General features: G+C 70.2%; 17 protein-coding genes. 10 read left to right on the top strand and 7 right to left on the bottom strand.

Annotation, left to right across the window (positions count from 1 at the left end):
- Window positions 1-3: 3 nt before the first annotated feature.
- The 3 genes from F6A08_RS08405 to F6A08_RS08395 are packed head-to-tail and all read left to right on the top strand — an operon-like array spanning window position 4 to window position 2,924.
- Window positions 4-1,140 carry a cysteine desulfurase family protein gene (locus F6A08_RS08405; RefSeq protein ID WP_151459237.1) on the top strand — a complete coding sequence of 379 codons (1,137 nt, stop codon included), beginning with the start codon at window positions 4-6 and terminating at the stop codon, window positions 1,138-1,140.
- A gap of 22 nt (window positions 1,141-1,162) precedes the next feature.
- The gene (locus F6A08_RS08400) at window positions 1,163-2,110 is read left to right on the top strand and encodes a glycosyltransferase family 2 protein (protein WP_151459236.1); all 948 of its coding nucleotides are present in this window, start codon (window positions 1,163-1,165) and stop codon (window positions 2,108-2,110) included.
- A 40-nt stretch (window positions 2,111-2,150) separates the two neighbouring features.
- Window positions 2,151-2,924, top strand: a complete 774-nt coding sequence (locus tag F6A08_RS08395) for an SDR family NAD(P)-dependent oxidoreductase (RefSeq protein WP_151459235.1) — start codon at window positions 2,151-2,153, stop codon at window positions 2,922-2,924.
- Window positions 2,925-2,937: 13 nt separating this feature from the next.
- Here F6A08_RS08395 and F6A08_RS08390 read toward each other — a convergent pair whose 3' ends face one another.
- On the bottom strand, window positions 2,938-4,992 hold the full coding sequence (locus tag F6A08_RS08390) for an ABC transporter ATP-binding protein (RefSeq protein WP_124896819.1): 2,055 nt from the start codon (window positions 4,990-4,992) through the stop codon (window positions 2,938-2,940).
- A gap of 165 nt (window positions 4,993-5,157) precedes the next feature.
- Between F6A08_RS08390 and F6A08_RS08385 the strand changes: the two genes are divergently transcribed.
- Window positions 5,158-6,636, top strand: a complete 1,479-nt coding sequence (locus tag F6A08_RS08385) for an MDR family MFS transporter (RefSeq protein ID WP_151459234.1) — start codon at window positions 5,158-5,160, stop codon at window positions 6,634-6,636.
- Between the two features lie 31 nt (window positions 6,637-6,667).
- Here the strand turns inward: F6A08_RS08385 and F6A08_RS17655 are convergent, their stop codons facing one another.
- On the bottom strand, window positions 6,668-6,811 hold the full coding sequence (locus F6A08_RS17655; RefSeq protein WP_192576726.1) for a hypothetical protein: 144 nt from the start codon (window positions 6,809-6,811) through the stop codon (window positions 6,668-6,670).
- Between the two features lie 75 nt (window positions 6,812-6,886).
- Between F6A08_RS17655 and F6A08_RS08380 the strand changes: the two genes are divergently transcribed.
- A complete protein-coding gene (locus F6A08_RS08380; RefSeq protein WP_151459233.1) occupies window positions 6,887-7,471 on the top strand; it encodes a 1-acyl-sn-glycerol-3-phosphate acyltransferase in 585 nt (194 codons plus the stop codon).
- Window positions 7,472-7,496: 25 nt separating this feature from the next.
- On the opposite strand, the gene F6A08_RS08375 is transcribed toward F6A08_RS08380, so the two are convergent.
- Window positions 7,497-7,700 (bottom strand): hypothetical protein, encoded by a 204-nt coding sequence (locus F6A08_RS08375; RefSeq protein ID WP_151459232.1) that lies wholly within the window; start codon window positions 7,698-7,700, stop codon window positions 7,497-7,499.
- 72 nt (window positions 7,701-7,772) lie between these two features.
- Between F6A08_RS08375 and F6A08_RS08370 the strand changes: the two genes are divergently transcribed.
- Window positions 7,773-8,309 (top strand): DUF6328 family protein, encoded by a 537-nt coding sequence (locus F6A08_RS08370; protein ID WP_124895161.1) that lies wholly within the window; start codon window positions 7,773-7,775, stop codon window positions 8,307-8,309.
- A gap of 7 nt (window positions 8,310-8,316) precedes the next feature.
- Here F6A08_RS08370 and F6A08_RS08365 read toward each other — a convergent pair whose 3' ends face one another.
- Window positions 8,317-8,859 (bottom strand): Dps family protein, encoded by a 543-nt coding sequence (locus F6A08_RS08365; RefSeq protein WP_151459231.1) that lies wholly within the window; start codon window positions 8,857-8,859, stop codon window positions 8,317-8,319.
- A 113-nt stretch (window positions 8,860-8,972) separates the two neighbouring features.
- On the opposite strand from F6A08_RS08365, the gene F6A08_RS08360 reads away from it, so the two are divergent.
- The 4 genes from F6A08_RS08360 (at window position 8,973) to F6A08_RS08345 (ending at window position 11,077) form a co-directional block, all read left to right on the top strand.
- Window positions 8,973-9,464 carry a GNAT family N-acetyltransferase gene (locus F6A08_RS08360; protein WP_192576725.1) on the top strand — a complete coding sequence of 164 codons (492 nt, stop codon included), beginning with the start codon at window positions 8,973-8,975 and terminating at the stop codon, window positions 9,462-9,464.
- A 109-nt stretch (window positions 9,465-9,573) separates the two neighbouring features.
- On the top strand, window positions 9,574-9,870 hold the full coding sequence (locus F6A08_RS08355; protein ID WP_151459230.1) for a Fe-S cluster assembly protein HesB: 297 nt from the start codon (window positions 9,574-9,576) through the stop codon (window positions 9,868-9,870).
- 124 nt (window positions 9,871-9,994) lie between these two features.
- Window positions 9,995-10,657: a hypothetical protein gene (locus F6A08_RS08350; protein ID WP_151459229.1), complete on the top strand. Its 663-nt coding sequence runs from the start codon at window positions 9,995-9,997 to the stop codon at window positions 10,655-10,657.
- A 75-nt stretch (window positions 10,658-10,732) separates the two neighbouring features.
- Complete coding sequence (locus F6A08_RS08345; protein WP_151459228.1) at window positions 10,733-11,077, top strand: LysR family transcriptional regulator; 345 nt, start codon at window positions 10,733-10,735, stop codon at window positions 11,075-11,077.
- Between the two features lie 4 nt (window positions 11,078-11,081).
- Here the strand turns inward: F6A08_RS08345 and F6A08_RS08340 are convergent, their stop codons facing one another.
- From F6A08_RS08340 to F6A08_RS08330, 3 genes are all read right to left on the bottom strand, one after another.
- On the bottom strand, window positions 11,082-11,651 hold the full coding sequence (locus F6A08_RS08340) for an alpha/beta fold hydrolase (RefSeq protein WP_124895156.1): 570 nt from the start codon (window positions 11,649-11,651) through the stop codon (window positions 11,082-11,084).
- Window positions 11,652-11,779: 128 nt separating this feature from the next.
- Complete coding sequence (locus F6A08_RS08335; RefSeq protein WP_151459227.1) at window positions 11,780-12,334, bottom strand: GNAT family N-acetyltransferase; 555 nt, start codon at window positions 12,332-12,334, stop codon at window positions 11,780-11,782.
- Window positions 12,331-13,992, bottom strand: a complete 1,662-nt coding sequence (locus F6A08_RS08330; RefSeq protein ID WP_151459226.1) for an ABC-F family ATP-binding cassette domain-containing protein — start codon at window positions 13,990-13,992, stop codon at window positions 12,331-12,333. Before F6A08_RS08330 ends, F6A08_RS08335 begins: the two co-directional genes overlap by 4 nt.
- Window positions 13,993-14,030 lie beyond the last annotated feature (38 nt).

Below are 14,030 nucleotides of genomic sequence, written 5' to 3'. Positions count from 1 at the left end.
CCCGTGCTGTATCTCGACCACGCCGCCACCTCCCCCGTGCGCACGGAGGTGCTGTCCGCCATGGCGCCGTACCTCACCGGGGTGTTCGGCAACCCCTCGAGTCACCACACCGCGGGCGAAGCGGCGGCGAACGCGCTCGAGGATGCTCGCGCGCGGGTCGCCGGGGTGCTCGGGATGCGCACCGGCGACGTCGTCTTCACCGGCGGCGGCACCGAGGCGAACAACCTCGCGGTGAAGGGCATCGTGCTCGCCGGGCTGCAGGCCGGGCGGCGGCACCTGGTGGTATCGCCGATCGAGCACGAATCGATCCTGGAATCCGCCTCCTACCTCGAGCGCTTCCACGGCGTGATCGTGACGCGGCTTCCCGTGGACGAGACAGGGAGGATCGCCCCCACCGACCTCTCCGCTGCCCTGCGCGATGACACCGCGCTCATCTCGATCGGCCACGCCAACAACGAGATCGGCACGGTGCAGGACGCGGCAGCGCTCTCGGCGGTCGCCCACGCAGCGGGGGCACTGCTGCACCTGGACGCGGTGCAATCGGCGGGCTGGCTGCCGCTGCGGGGTCTGGGCGCGGATGCCGTCTCGCTCGCGGGCCACAAGCTCGGCGCTCCGAAAGGCACCGGAGCGCTCGTGGTGCGTGGCCGTGTCCCGCTGGAGCCTCTGCTGCACGGCGGGGGCCAGGAGCGCGGACGACGCTCCGGCACCGAGAACGTCGCGGGCGCCGTGGCACTGGCGACCGCGCTGGAGCTCGCCGAGGCGGACCGCGAGGCCGCTGCGGCGCGGATCGGCGCGGCGACGACGGCGTTCATCTCCCGGGTCCTCGACCGTGTCGAGGAAGCCGCGCTCACCGGCCACCCCGTGCATCGGCTCCCCGGCACCGCGAGCTTCACGTTCGCCGGTGTCAGCGGGGAATCCGTGCTGCTGGAGCTGGAGCGGCGCGGAGTCATCTCGTCCAGCGGCTCGGCGTGCGCGGCAGGGCGTGACGAGCCGTCGCATGTGCTGCTCGCCTGCGCCGTCGCTCCGGAGATCGCGCAGACCTCCGTGCGGTTCACGTTCGGTCGAGAGGCGCTACCCGACGACGCGCCGGACCGGCTGGCCGCGCTCGTCGCGGACGCCGTGCGCGCGGCTCGCGCCTGAGCCGTCGCCCTAGACTCGGCTGGTGACTGCATCCGCCCCGATCGCCACGCTGATCGTCCCCGGTCGAGACATCGCCGCGTTCGCTCCGGCCGCCATCGCGTCGCTGCGCGGGCAGACGGAATCCCGTTGGCGCGCGATCCTCATCGACGACGGATCAACCGATGACACGGGAGCGATCTTCGCCGCCGCCGCTGCCGACGACGACCGGTTCGCGGTGATCCCGCATGAGGCCTCCCGCGGGCTGGGCGCCGCCCGCAACGTCGGCCTCGATCGTGTCGACACCCCGTACGTCGGGTTCCTCGACGGCGACGACGAGCTCCGCCCCGACGCACTGGCCCGCCTCGTCGGCACACTCGAACGGACGGGCAGCGACTTCGTCGCCGGCGCCTACGTGCGCACCCGCCTGCACGACGGCCGCTACCGGTCCGGGCGCGTCCAGCCCTGGGTCGCTGCCGCGACGGCTCCGGAGCGCCTCGCGACGACGCTCGCCGCCCATCCGCGGGCGGTGTCCAACATCGTGGCCTGGTCCAAGCTGAGCCGCACCGACTTCTGGCGCGACCTGCGCTTCCCGGAGGGCGTGGCATACGAGGATCAGGTCGTGGCGCAGCAGATGTACACGCGGGCGAGGACGTTCGACGTGATCCCCGACGTCGTCGTGGACTGGCGTCTCCGCGCCGACGGAACCTCGATCACGCAGAGCAGGTCGAAGCTGCCCGTGCTGCGCGACTACCTCGACGCCCTGCGCGGGGGCATCCGCGTGCTGCACGAGGCCGGGGCCCGCGAAGCCGTCATCTGCCGACTGGAGCTGATCCTCGCGATGGACGTCGCGCCGCTCCTCGAGATCGCCGCAAGCCACCCCGACCCCGCCTACACGTCCGAGGTCGATGCGTTCATCCGCGAACTCCGGTCACTGCCGGAGTTCGCCGACGCCGCCCCCGACCCTGCACTCGCCGCGGCCCTCGCGTGGTGACCGCGCTGTGCCCTCTCCCGATGAAAGCCCTGGTGACCACATGAACGACTACCTCGCCTCCCTGTTCTCCCTGGAGGGCCGCACGGCCGTCGTCACCGGCGGCAGCTCGGGCATCGGCCGCGGCATCGCCACCGCGCTCGCCAGGGCGGGAGCGGCGACCGTCGTCGTCGCCCGGGGCGAGGATCGTGTCGGCGAGACCGTCGACGAGCTGCGCGGCCTCGGCTGCCGAGCCGCCGGAGTGGTGGGCGACCTCAGCACCAGGGCGGGGATCCGCTCGGTCGCGGATGCCGCCGCGGCGCCCTTCGGAGAGCCGGACATCCTCGTGAACTCCGCGGGGATCAACATCCGGCCGCCGTACCCGGAGATCACGGAGGACGACTGGGACGCGACGATGACGGTCAACGCGCTCGCTCCGTTCCTGCTCGGTCAGGCCTACGCCCGGGGTATGGCCGAACGCGGGTACGGCCGCCTCATCCACATCAGCTCGCAGCAGGCGCACCGCGCCTTCGTCGGCAGCGGCGTGTACGGCGCGTCGAAGGGCGCCGTGGAGTCGCTCATGCGCTCCGAGGCGGAGGCCTGGGGCGGCACGGGCGTCACGAGCAACAGCCTCGTCCCGGGGTTCGTCCTCACACCGCTCAACGCCCGCCTGCAGGAGGATCCGGAGAAGGTCGCCGAACTCGCCGCGCGCACGATGATCGGTCGGAACGGGGTGCCGAGCGACTTCGCGGCCGCCGCGGTCTTCCTCGCCGGGGCAGGATCGGGGTACATCACGGGGCAGTCGCTGTTCGTCGATGGCGGGCTCTCGGTGCACTGAGACTCGGGCGGACTCAGGCCTCGGGCGGGTAGACCCTCTCGTCGGGGCGCGGCTCCGACAGCAACGGCACGGCGGCGGTGATCACGGCGACGGCGTCGGCACCCGCCGAGTCGGCCGGGGCACGGTCTGCGCGACGCTCCGCGAGGGGGGCCGTGGCGCCGCCGGTCACGGCCTCCTCGACCTCCGCCTCGGTCTCGAGCACGCGGGTGGCCGCGACCTGCTCGGCGGCGAGCTCGGCATAGAGCCCGCCCCGGGCCAGGAGTTCCGCATGGGTCCCGGACTCGACGATACGGCCGGCCTCGAGGACGTGGATCACGTCGGCGCCCATGACCGTGGACAGACGATGGGCGATCGACAGCGTCGTGCGTCCCTTCGCCGCCTCGTCCAGCGCCTCCTGCACCACGCGCTCCGACACCGTGTCGAGCGCCGAGGTCGCTTCGTCCAGCAACAGCACCGGCGGGTCCTTCAGCAGGACGCGCGCGATCGCGATGCGCTGCTTCTCGCCCCCGGAGAGGCGGTAGCCGCGCTCGCCCACGACGGTGTCGTACCCCTCCTCGAACCCCGCGATGATGTGGTGGATGTTCGCCGCCGTGCAGGCCGCGACCAGCTCCTCGTCGGTCGCGTCCGGCTTGGCGTAGCGCAGGTTCTCGCGGATGGTCGCGTGGAACAAGTACGTCTCCTGGGACACGATCCCGACGTTGTCGATGATCGACTCCTGCGTGAGGGTGCGCACGTCCGCGCCGGAGAACAGCACCGTGCCGCCCTTCGCCTCGTACAGTCGCGGCGCGAGATACAGGATCGTCGTCTTGCCCGCCCCCGAAGGGCCGACGAAGGCGACCTGCTTTCCGGGCTCCGCCACGAAGGACACGCCGTCGAGGGTCGGACGCGCGTCCGGTGAGGCGTCCGGGTAGCGGAACACGACGTCGGCGAACTCGATCCGACCGCGCGGGCCGGGAGCCTCGTCCACGGTGATGGCGTCCGCCGCATCCTCGATCTCCGGCACCAGGTCGAGGTACTCGAAGATGCGCGCGAACAGCGCCGAGGAGGTCTGGAGGTCGAGCGAGACGCGCATGAGCCCCATGAGCGGCATGAGCAGCCGCGCCTGCACCGTGGTGAAGGCCACGACCGTTCCCGCCGTGATCGCCCCCGTTCCACCCGCGATCAGATACCCCGAGACCAGGTAGATCACCGCGGGCACGCTCGCCATGAGCACCTGCACGACCGCGAAGAAGCCCTGCCCGCTCATCGCCCGCCGCACCTGCAGCCGCACCTGGTTGCGGTTCTCGGCCTGGTAGCGCTGCGATTCCGTGCGCTGCCGGTTGAACGCCTTCGACAGCAGCATGCCGGACACGCTCAGCGTCTCCTGCGTGATCGAGGTGAGCTCCGACAGCGACTCCTGGGTCTCCCCCGCGATCCGCGCCCTGACCTGGCCGACCCGGCGCTGCACCACGATCAGGAAGGGCATCATGATCACCGCGATGAGCGTCAGCCGCCAGTCGATCAGGATCATCGCGACGAGCGAGGCGATGACCGTCACGACGTTGCCGAGGATGCTCGTCACGGTGTTGGTCAGCACACCGGAGACACCGCCGACGTCGTTCTGCAGACGCGACTGGATGACACCCGTCTTGGTGCGGGTGAAGAAGCCCAGCTCCATCGCCTGCAGGTGTTCGAAGAGCTTCACGCGGAGGTCGCCGGTGACGCTGTTTCCGACCGTCGCGGTGAGCCATGTCTGCGCGACGCCCAGGACCGCCGAGAGCAGGAAGAGTCCCACCATGGCGGCCACGAGCCACCCGAGCAGCTCCAGGTGCGGCCCTCCGCCTGCGACCGGGAACAGCGCGTCATCGAAGATGCGCTGGACGATCAGCGGGGGCACGACCGCGATCGCCGCCCCGACGACGACCAGGACGCCCGTGAAGAGGATGCGCCAGCGATAGGCGCGGAACAGCGCGATCACGCGGCCGCCGAGACCGGGGATGCGAGGCGCCTCGGCGTTCAGCCTGCGCTGCGCATCCTCGTCCACGCCACGGAATCCGCCGCGGGGACCGCCGCCCATTCCACCACCCATGCTCATGGCGCCAGCGTACCCAGCCCCGAGGACAACGAGGCGCGTGAGTCTGCCGACGGCGGATTCTCTGTGAATTCGGAATGAAATGTCCGAGAGTGCCGTTACGCTGAATGACTCTTGCGAACTCTCGCGACATCCACTTCTTCCTCGCCTTGGAGGCCGCCCATGTCTGCCGTCGATACCGGCTCCATCTCGACGCCCCCTGCACCGGCAGCGGCCGAGATCTCCCGCAAGGACATGCGAGTGATCTGGCTGCTCCTCGTCGCCGCTTTCGTCGCCATCCTCAACGAGACCACGATGGGCATCGCGATCCCGCATCTGAATGCGGATCTCGGCATCCCGCCGGAGCTCGGCCAGTGGCTGACCAGCGCGTTCATGCTGACGATGGCCGTCGTCATCCCGACGACCGGCTTCATCCTGCAGCGCTTCACGACCCGTCAGGTGTTCATCGCCGCGATGGTCGCGTTCTCGCTCGGCACGCTCGTCGCCCTCGTGGCGCCCGGTTTCTCCGTGCTGCTCATCGGCCGCGTGATCCAGGCCGCCGGCACCGGCATCATGATGCCGCTGCTGATGACCACGATCATGAACGTCGTCCCGCCGCAGTCCCGCGGCCGGATGATGGGTCGCGTCGGTCTCGTCATCTCGCTCGCTCCGGCGATCGGCCCGACCCTCGCCGGCGCGGTCCTCGAGACGCTGAACTGGCGCGCGCTGTTCGCCATCATCCTCCCGATCGCGATCGTGGCTCTCGCCATGGGCGCGAAGTGGATGACGAACCTCGGCGAGACGCGTGCCGTCCCGCTCGATGTGCTCTCGATCCCCCTCGCGGCGCTCGGCTTCGGCGGCATCGTCTTCGGCCTCAGCCAGTTCGGCGGCGAGGGCGGGTCGGGTGAGCTGACCGGCATCATCGCCCTGGTCGTCGGCGCCGTCTCGCTCGCCCTGTTCGTGTGGCGCCAGCTCGTGCTGCAGCGCATCGACGACGCCCTGCTCGACCTGCGCGTGTTCCGCTCGAGCAACTTCACGTTCTCGGTGATCATCATGACGATCCTGGCGCTGTCGATGTTCGGGACGCTCACCCTGCTGCCGCAGTACCTGCAGAACGTGGCCGGACTGAACGCCCTCGAGTCGGGACTGATCCTGCTCCCTGGTTCCGTGCTGATGGGTCTGCTGGGTCCGATCATGGGTCGCGTGTACGACGCGCGCGGCACGCGGCCGCTGCTGATCCCCGGCACGATCCTCGTGTCCGCGTCGCTGTTCTTCTACTCGACGGTCGGCGAGCACACCGTGTGGTGGGTGCTGATCATCGTGCAGGCCGCGATGTCGGTCGGACTGGCGATGTCGTTCACGCCGCTGTTCTCCGCTTCGCTGGGCTCGCTCCAGCGCTCCCTGTACTCGCACGGATCGGCGGTGCTGAACACGCTGCAGCAGGTGGGCGGCGCGGCCGGTGTGGCCCTGCTCACGGTCACCTACTCGGCGATCCTGCACGCCGGCGAGGCCGAGGGCCTGTCCCGCGCGGTCGCGGGTGCGCCGGGAGCGCGGATGGCCTTCCTGATCGCGGCGATCATCTCGCTCGCGGCGGTGGCGCTCAGCCCGTTCGTGCGGAAGCCGGCCGACGACGTCGGCGAGGGGTTCCACGGCGGGCACTGACCCGACGGTCAACGGCGACGGCGTCTGCCTGTCACTGCGTCTTCGGCGCGGGGATGTGGCAGACGCCGTTGCTGCAGTACCCGACGGCGCCGCCGTCGAGCAGGTTCAGCGCGTCGGGAAGCGGCTGCAGCCCGGTGGGCGCATCCTGTTCCGTCTCCTGCTGGATCTTGGTCATCCCTCGATCGTACGCCTGCTCAGCGGAGGTGGCGCCGCCAGCGGTTGGACAGCTGGATTCCCGTACGGTGGACAGATGCTCAGACGCCTCTTCGCCCGCATCTTCTGGACGCTCAGCCGGTGGACGCTCGTGAGCGAAGCCGCCCCCACCCGCCCCACGGTCCTGGTCGGCGCCCCGCACACCTCGAACTGGGACTTCGTCCTGATGCTCGCGATCGCCTGGCAGCTGCGGATCGATGTGCACTGGCTCGGCAAGAAGAGCCTGTTCCGGGGGTGGCGCGGCCCGATCATGCGCGCGCTCGGCGGCATCGCCGTCGACCGCGACGACCCCGCGCGCGTCGTGAACGACGTCGTCGGGCAGGTTCATGCGGGTGAGGTGTTCGGACTCGTGGTCACTCCCGACGGAACGCGGGGCGGCAACGACTACTGGAAGTCGGGGTTCTACCGGATCGCGCGGGCCACCGGAATGCCGGTGACCCTGGGCTTCGTCGACCGCACGACCATGACCACCGGTCTCGGTCCGACCCTCGACCTGACCGGCGACGTGGCTGCCGACATGGACCGGATCCGCGCGTTCTACGCCGACAAGGCCGGCCTGCGGCCGGAACGACGCACCGAGCCGCGGCTCCGGGAAGAGCTGTCGCCCGGCTCCGACGACTGAGGCGATCGGAGCGCGCTCCCGGCGATCAGTCGTCCGGCTCGGCGTGCGCTCGCACGTAGTCGAGATCGTCATCGGTGAGTTCCTCGACCATCCCGACGACGGCGCCCGTGACCTCGCGGATCTCCTCGCGGACCGTCTCCTCCAGGCGCGGGGAGGCGCTGTCGAGCACCTCGCGTCGCGCCTCGGGCGACAGGCGCGACCACCACTCCCGAGCCGGAGGAAGCGTCATCGCGCCGCCCCGCTTCGGCGCGCGGGCGCAACCCTGTGGACACCATCGCCCATCGGCCGCGAAGATGAGGCCATGACGACGGATTCACCCGGCACGGCGCGCGACCACGACGACCGCCGCGACGGACGCGACGAGACGGCGAACGAGCGCGCCGACCGCAACTGGGACGAGCTCCTCCAGGAGCTTCGAGTCATGCAGACGGGTACCCAGATCCTCACGGGATTCCTCCTCGCGGTGGCTTTCCAGCCGCGCTTCACCGACATGGACGCGGTGCAGCGCGATGTGTACGTGGTCCTGGTCGCTCTCGCCGCAGTGGCGACGATCCTCGCGCTCGCTCCTGTCGGCCTGCACCGCGCGCTGTTCGGCAGTCGACGGAAGCCCGATCTCGTCCGGGTCGCCGCGCGCATCGTGAAGATCGATCTCGTCGTGATCGGCGCCCTCACGATCGGTGTGACGACGCTGATCGTCGACTTCACGGTCGGACGGACCGCGGGTGTGGTCGCCCTCGTGGTCTCGCTCATCCTCGTCATCGCCCTCTGGCTGGCGCTGCCTCAGGTTCTCCGCCGCGGGCGCGGCCAGGATGGGCCGTCCGCGGCGGAGAACACCTGAGTCGGCGTCAGCGACCGGCGGGGCTCCGGTTCTCTGCGCTGACCATCCACGCGAACTGCTCGAGGCGCTCGATGATGGCGTGCAGGAGATCCGCGGATGTCGGATCCTCCTCGTCCACGGCGTCGTGCACGTCGCGTGCGGTGCCGACGGCCGCCTCGAGACGGGCGGTCACGAGGTCGATGGTCTCCGTCGTCGAGACCTCGCCGGCGGGGAACTCGGGCAGGGACGAGGTCTTCGCGATCGTCGCGCTCCGCCCGTCGGGGACGGCGTGCAGCGCGCGCATCCGCTCCGCGATCGTGTCGCTGAACGTGCGGGCGTCCTCGATGATCTCGTCGAGCTGACGATGCGTGTCACGGAAGTTGCGACCGACCACGTTCCAGTGCGCCTGCTTGCCCTGGATGGCGAGGTCGAGCAGGTCGACGAGCACCGCCTGAAGGTTCCCCGCGAGAGTGGACGAGGCGGTGAAGCCCTTCTCCGCGTTCTGCTGCCTGGTCGTCTTGACCGCGCCCTTCGAGCTGCCGGTCTTCTTCGTCGTCTTGTTCTCAGCCATGTTGTGACCTCCTGAGGGCGACGCTAGCGTGGCCCTCCGTCCCGTCAGGAGGGGGTTGACACCGATGACTCCCGGCACGGAACGTGTCTCCTGACCCCAGAGAGAGGAAGCACGTGACGAACGAGCATGACCAGGACCCCGGAGAGGTCGTCATCGCCCCCATCAGCGATGCGGATGCCGGGGAGGTGCTGACCGTCCAGCGCGCGGCCTTCGTGTCGGAGGCGGCGATCTACGGCAGTGTCGACATGCCGCCGCTCACGCAGACCCTGGCGGAGCTGGAAGCGGAACTCCGCTCGGAGTCGGGTCTCACGGCGCGCATCGACGGACGACTGGTGGGCGCGATCCGCTACGTCGAGAAGGACGGCCTGCTGCTGATCGGCCGTATCGCGATCGCTCCGGACATGCAGGGAGAGGGCATCGGGCGCAAGCTGCTCGAGAGCGCCGAGAACGCCTCGACAGCCGACGAGGCCGAGCTGTTCACCGGAAGCCTCAGCGAGGCGAACATCCGCCTCTACGAGTCGTGCGGATACGTGGAGCACGAGCGGGTGCCCGACGGCGACGGGACGGAGCAGGTCTTCCTGCGCAAGCGACTGCGAGAAGGCTAGGAGCCTCCTCCGAATAGCCGCAAGGGGGTTGAGACGCTCCGTCGAGTCCGGAATCGTGGCCCGGACACATGCCGCGACCGTGGCATGCCCCAACCGGAAGGAGAGTCTCGTGCTCACCCTCACCGACAACGCCACCGCCATCGTGACGACCCTCGTGAGTCGCCAGAACGACGCCCCGGACGCGGGGCTCCGCATCCACTCCACGGAAGCGCCCGGCGCAGACGGCGCCCGCCTCGCGGTGCTCGTCACCGCTGATCCCGAGCCCGAGGACCAGGTCGTGGAGATCGCCGGCACCCGCCTGTTCCTCGACGAGACGGCCGTGTCCGCTCTCGACGACAAGATCCTCGACGCGGGAGTGGATGAAGAGGGGTCCGTGTCCTTCGCGGTCCTCCCGCAGGTCGCCTGACCGCGATCCCCCCGGATGCCGCGACCGCTTCGGTCGCGGCATCCGTCGTCTGTCGGACATCACGTTTCGATCCCGACTGCCGAGGGAGCCGGGGACGCCCGCCGGCAGTCGATAGTGTCGCTGCATGCGACGTTCTCCTCTCTCCGCCCTCGCCGTTCTGGCCGGCTCAGCGGCGCTGCTGCTCGGCTGCGCCCCCGCCTCTCCGTCTTCCTCGACGCCGTCGAGCACACCCGTGGCGTCCCCCTCGGCGTCCACCGAGCCGGAGGTCGACGCTCAGCTGGTCATCTCGCTCGACGGCGTCAGCTTCACGGATGACGACGGCACCGTCACCGCCGCGTACGACGATTCCGCCGCGCTCCTCGCGCTGCTCGAGGATGCCACGGGCGAGCTGCCCGCCCCTGAGACCGTCGAGGGCATGGAGGGCTACGACGTCGACATGCAGTCCTACGACTGGGAGGGGCTGAGGGTCCTGGCCGACAGTGCGGGCGAAGGACCGGCGTCGATCGCGGTGACGGCGGCCGAAGTCGACGGGATCACCGTCACCACCGAAGAGGGCGTCGGGGTCGGTGCGACCAGAGCGGAGCTCCTCGACGCCGGCGGCTGGGCCCTCGTCGACGACGAAGACCCGACGACAGCCGCCAACCTCGGCCTTGGCGGCCGCGAGGTTCCGGACACCGAGTCGCTGACGCACCCCGGCTCGGTCGGAACCCTCTACCTGCTGTTCCTGCTGGACGGCGACACCGTCACGCAGATCAACGCGCCTGCCAACGACTTCAGCGACGTCTGACCCGCCGACCCCCTCCGGGGACTCGCGTAGCCTGGGGAGTGCTCCCACTCCCCAGGCTCACCTCGAAGGGCACCCGTGAAGATCTCCCTGCTCCGGCGCTTCGTCGTCCTCGCGGACGAACTGCACTTTCCGCGGGCGGCGGAGAAGCTCGGCATCCCGCTCGCTTCGCTGTACACATCGATCGACAAGCTCGAGGCCGAGGTCGGACACCCGCTCGTGAACCGCGAAGGTCAGACGCGTCTGACGCACGTCGGAGAGCTCTTCCTCGAGGAGGCGAGAGCCGCCGTCGATGCAGCACCCGAGCCCGTGAAGATCGTTGCCGCTCCCCGCGGCGGCAAAGCCAAGGCATCGAAGGGGAAGGGCCGGGCGCCCGCGGTGAAGGGGCAGCCGAAGCCGTACAAGAAGAGGCAGGGCCGTTAGGGGCTCAGTCCCAGTCGAGGTACTCCTCGATGACCACGGCCGTCTCGATCGGATGGGTCATCGGGAACAGGTGCTCTCCGCCGTCGATGCTCTTCACGCTCGCCCGTTCGGGCGCGGTCGCCTGCAGGCGCTCACCGTTGGCGAAGGGGGTGTCGGCGTCGTCAGTACCCTGGATGATCAAGACGGGCATGACCGGGGCCAGCGGGATGTCGGAGTCCTCCACGCCGAGCAGTGCCAGACCGTTCACGCGATCGGCGTGGCTCTGCGCGAAGGCTCGAGCGATCGTCCCGCCGAAGCCGTGACCGCCGATCCAGGTGTCGCCGAGACCGACGTGGTCGATCACGGCGAGCGCGTCCTCGACACGCGCATCCACGGACACGTCCTGACCGTCGGTGCGGTGGCCGATCCGCAGCACGTGGAATCCGGCTTCCTCGGCGAGGTAGTGCGCCACGACACCGAGGACGTCGGCTGCGACGTCGCGCTCCTGGATCAGCACGAGCTTGACGGGACCGTCGCCCTCGTCGACGAAGGGGATCGCGCGGCCGTCGGGCTCGAAGATCTGGGTCTCGGTCATCGGCGTCAATCTCCTCATGCCGTCGGTGTCAGGTGCTCAGACGGAACGTCCACGGTGGACGCCTGCGACCGAACCGCGGCCCGCGCCGCCGTCTTCCAGCCTAACCGCATGTCGGACAGGCTCCGAAGCTACCAGGCCCGCCCGCGCAGATCGATCGATCCGGTGGGCCACGGCGACGGATCCGGACCGAGTGGGAGGGTCAGCAGCGGGGGTCCCGGAGGCTGGGTGACGGGCCGCCCGGTGCGGTCGATCGAACGCTCGGATGCCGTGATGCGGCGCCACCCGCACGCCTCGTAGAACGGGACGACCTCTTCGCGGCAGCCGAGGTAGCCGAACCGCACGTCGCCGGCGGATGCCATGGACTCGGCGGCGCGGGCGAGCAGCCGTGCACCGAGCCGATCCCCGCGGGCGTGCGGCGAGATGAGAACGCCGCCCACACCCGCCACTGCGACGTCGTCCGCGCCGACGCCGATGATGCGCCGCTCCCACCCGACGTGCCCCACGATCGTGTCGCCGCGGCGGGCGGTGACATGCACATCGTGCGGCGCGTAGCCGTAAGGCTGATCGGGGTCCCACGCGCCGAAGTCCGCGAGGTACTCGGCGTCGAAGAGGGCTCGCAGTCCCGCCATGTCGTCGACGGTGAGCCGGGCGTGCGGGGTGACCTCGATGGCGAAGGACGTCATCGCTCGACGACCTGCCCCGCCTCCACCCGCCACTGCCGGTCGGTCTGGACGCGGGCGAGCATCCGTCGATCGTGGGTGACGAGGAGCAGGGTGCCCTGGTAGGACTCGAGCGCCTCTTCCAGCTGCTCGATCGCCGGCAGGTCGAGGTGGTTGGTGGGCTCGTCCAGCACGAGGAGGTTGATGCCGCGCGCCTGCAGCAGCGCCATCCCGGCCCGGGTGCGCTCGCCGGGCGAGAGCTCATCGACGGCTCGCGTCACATGATCGGCCTTGAGCCCGAACTTGGCGAGAAGCGTGCGGATCTCCCCCGACGCCATCGCCGGGACGAGGTCCTCGAACGCCACCGCGAGCGGTCGCGAGCCCGCAAGCTGTGCCCGGGCTTGGTCGATCTCGCCGATCTCGACGCTGGCTCCGAGGCTCGCCGTACCCTCGTCCGGCAGCTGCCGCCCCAGCAGCCCACGCAGCAGCGTCGACTTCCCGGCGCCGTTGGGCCCCGTGATCCCGATCCGCTCCCCCGCGTTCACCTGGAGCGAGACGGGTCCGAGCTGGAAACCGCCCTGCCGGAACACGGCGGAGCTCAGGGTCGAGACGACGGAGCTCGAGCGCGGAGCGGAGCCGATCGTGAACTCGAGCTGCCACTCTTTGCGCGGCTCCTCGACCTCTTCGAGCCGCGCGATCCGGCTCTCCATCTGACGGACCTTCTGGGCCTGCTTCTCGCTCGACTCCGCAGAGGCCTTGCGTTTGATCTTGTCGTTGTCCGGCGACTTGCGCATCGCGTTGCGGACGCCCTGGCTCGACCACTCCCGCTGCGTCCTCGCGCGGGCGACGAGGTCGGCCTTCTTGTCCGCGAACTCGTCGTACTTCTCCCGCTGGTGCCTGCGGACGGTCTCCCGCTCCTCCAGATACGCGTCGTACCCTCCGCCGAACACGCGGTTGCTGTGCTGCGCGAGGTCGAGTTCGAGCACTCGCGTCACGCAGCGGGCGAGGAACTCGCGGTCATGGCTGACCACCACGACGCCGCCACGGAGCCCGCGCACGAACGACTCGAGCCGTTCGATGCCGTCGAGGTCGAGGTCGTTCGTCGGCTCGTCCAGCAGCGCGATGTCGAATCGCGACAGCAGCAGCGCGGCGAGACCGACTCGTGCGGCCTGGCCCCCGGACAGCGAGGTCATCATCGTCTGAGCCGGGTCCTCGCCGAGGTCGAGTCCGAGATCCACGAGGACCGCGGGGAGCCGCTCATCGAGGTCGGCGGCGCCGCTTGCCAGCCAGCGGTCCAGCGCGACGGAGTACGCATCCGCCGGATCCGTGCCCGGGGCGGCGAGGCTCGGATCACCGAGGGCCGCGGCAGCCGCATCCATGTCCTTCGTCGCCGTCGCGCACCCGGTGCGGCGGGCGATGTAGTCCACCACGCTCTCCCCGGCGATGCGTTCGTGCTCCTGTGGGAGCCAGCCGACGAAGGCATCGGCCGGAGACAGCCGGATCGTCCCCGCCTGCGGCTCGTCGACCCCGGCGAGCAGACGCAGCAGCGTCGATTTGCCGGCGCCGTTCGCGCCCACGAGCCCCACGACGTCGCCGGGTGCCACCGTCAGATCCAGCGAATCGAACAGGGTGCGGTGGCCGTACCCGCCGGCCAGCCCGTGGGCCACGAGTGTTGCGGTCATCCCTCAATCCTGTCACCCGTGCGGGTGGTGCGCCGACG

Source organism: Microbacterium algeriense, assembly GCF_008868005.1.
Lineage (GTDB): Bacteria > Actinomycetota > Actinomycetes > Actinomycetales > Microbacteriaceae > Microbacterium > Microbacterium algeriense.
The sequence above is the reverse complement of the archived record's forward strand: the minus strand, read 5'-3'. Positions and strand labels throughout refer to the sequence as shown.

What these genes read in the sequence shown, in the direction of transcription:
- F6A08_RS08395 (WP_151459235.1), top strand. Translation starts at nt 2,151, where the DNA reads ATGAACGACTACCTCGCCTCCCTGTTCTCCCTGGAGGGCCGCACGGCC.
- F6A08_RS08390 (WP_124896819.1), bottom strand. Translation starts at nt 4,992, where the DNA reads ATGGGTGGTGGAATGGGCGGCGGTCCCCGCGGCGGATTCCGTGGCGTG.
- F6A08_RS08385 (WP_151459234.1), top strand. Translation starts at nt 5,158, where the DNA reads ATGTCTGCCGTCGATACCGGCTCCATCTCGACGCCCCCTGCACCGGCA.
- F6A08_RS17655 (WP_192576726.1), bottom strand. Translation starts at nt 6,811, where the DNA reads ATGACCAAGATCCAGCAGGAGACGGAACAGGATGCGCCCACCGGGCTG.
- F6A08_RS08380 (WP_151459233.1), top strand. Translation starts at nt 6,887, where the DNA reads ATGCTCAGACGCCTCTTCGCCCGCATCTTCTGGACGCTCAGCCGGTGG.
- F6A08_RS08375 (WP_151459232.1), bottom strand. Translation starts at nt 7,700, where the DNA reads ATGACGCTTCCTCCGGCTCGGGAGTGGTGGTCGCGCCTGTCGCCCGAG.
- F6A08_RS08370 (WP_124895161.1), top strand. Translation starts at nt 7,773, where the DNA reads ATGACGACGGATTCACCCGGCACGGCGCGCGACCACGACGACCGCCGC.
- F6A08_RS08365 (WP_151459231.1), bottom strand. Translation starts at nt 8,859, where the DNA reads ATGGCTGAGAACAAGACGACGAAGAAGACCGGCAGCTCGAAGGGCGCG.
- F6A08_RS08350 (WP_151459229.1), top strand. Translation starts at nt 9,995, where the DNA reads ATGCGACGTTCTCCTCTCTCCGCCCTCGCCGTTCTGGCCGGCTCAGCG.
- F6A08_RS08340 (WP_124895156.1), bottom strand. Translation starts at nt 11,651, where the DNA reads ATGACCGAGACCCAGATCTTCGAGCCCGACGGCCGCGCGATCCCCTTC.
- F6A08_RS08335 (WP_151459227.1), bottom strand. Translation starts at nt 12,334, where the DNA reads ATGACGTCCTTCGCCATCGAGGTCACCCCGCACGCCCGGCTCACCGTC.
- F6A08_RS08330 (WP_151459226.1), bottom strand. Translation starts at nt 13,992, where the DNA reads ATGACCGCAACACTCGTGGCCCACGGGCTGGCCGGCGGGTACGGCCAC.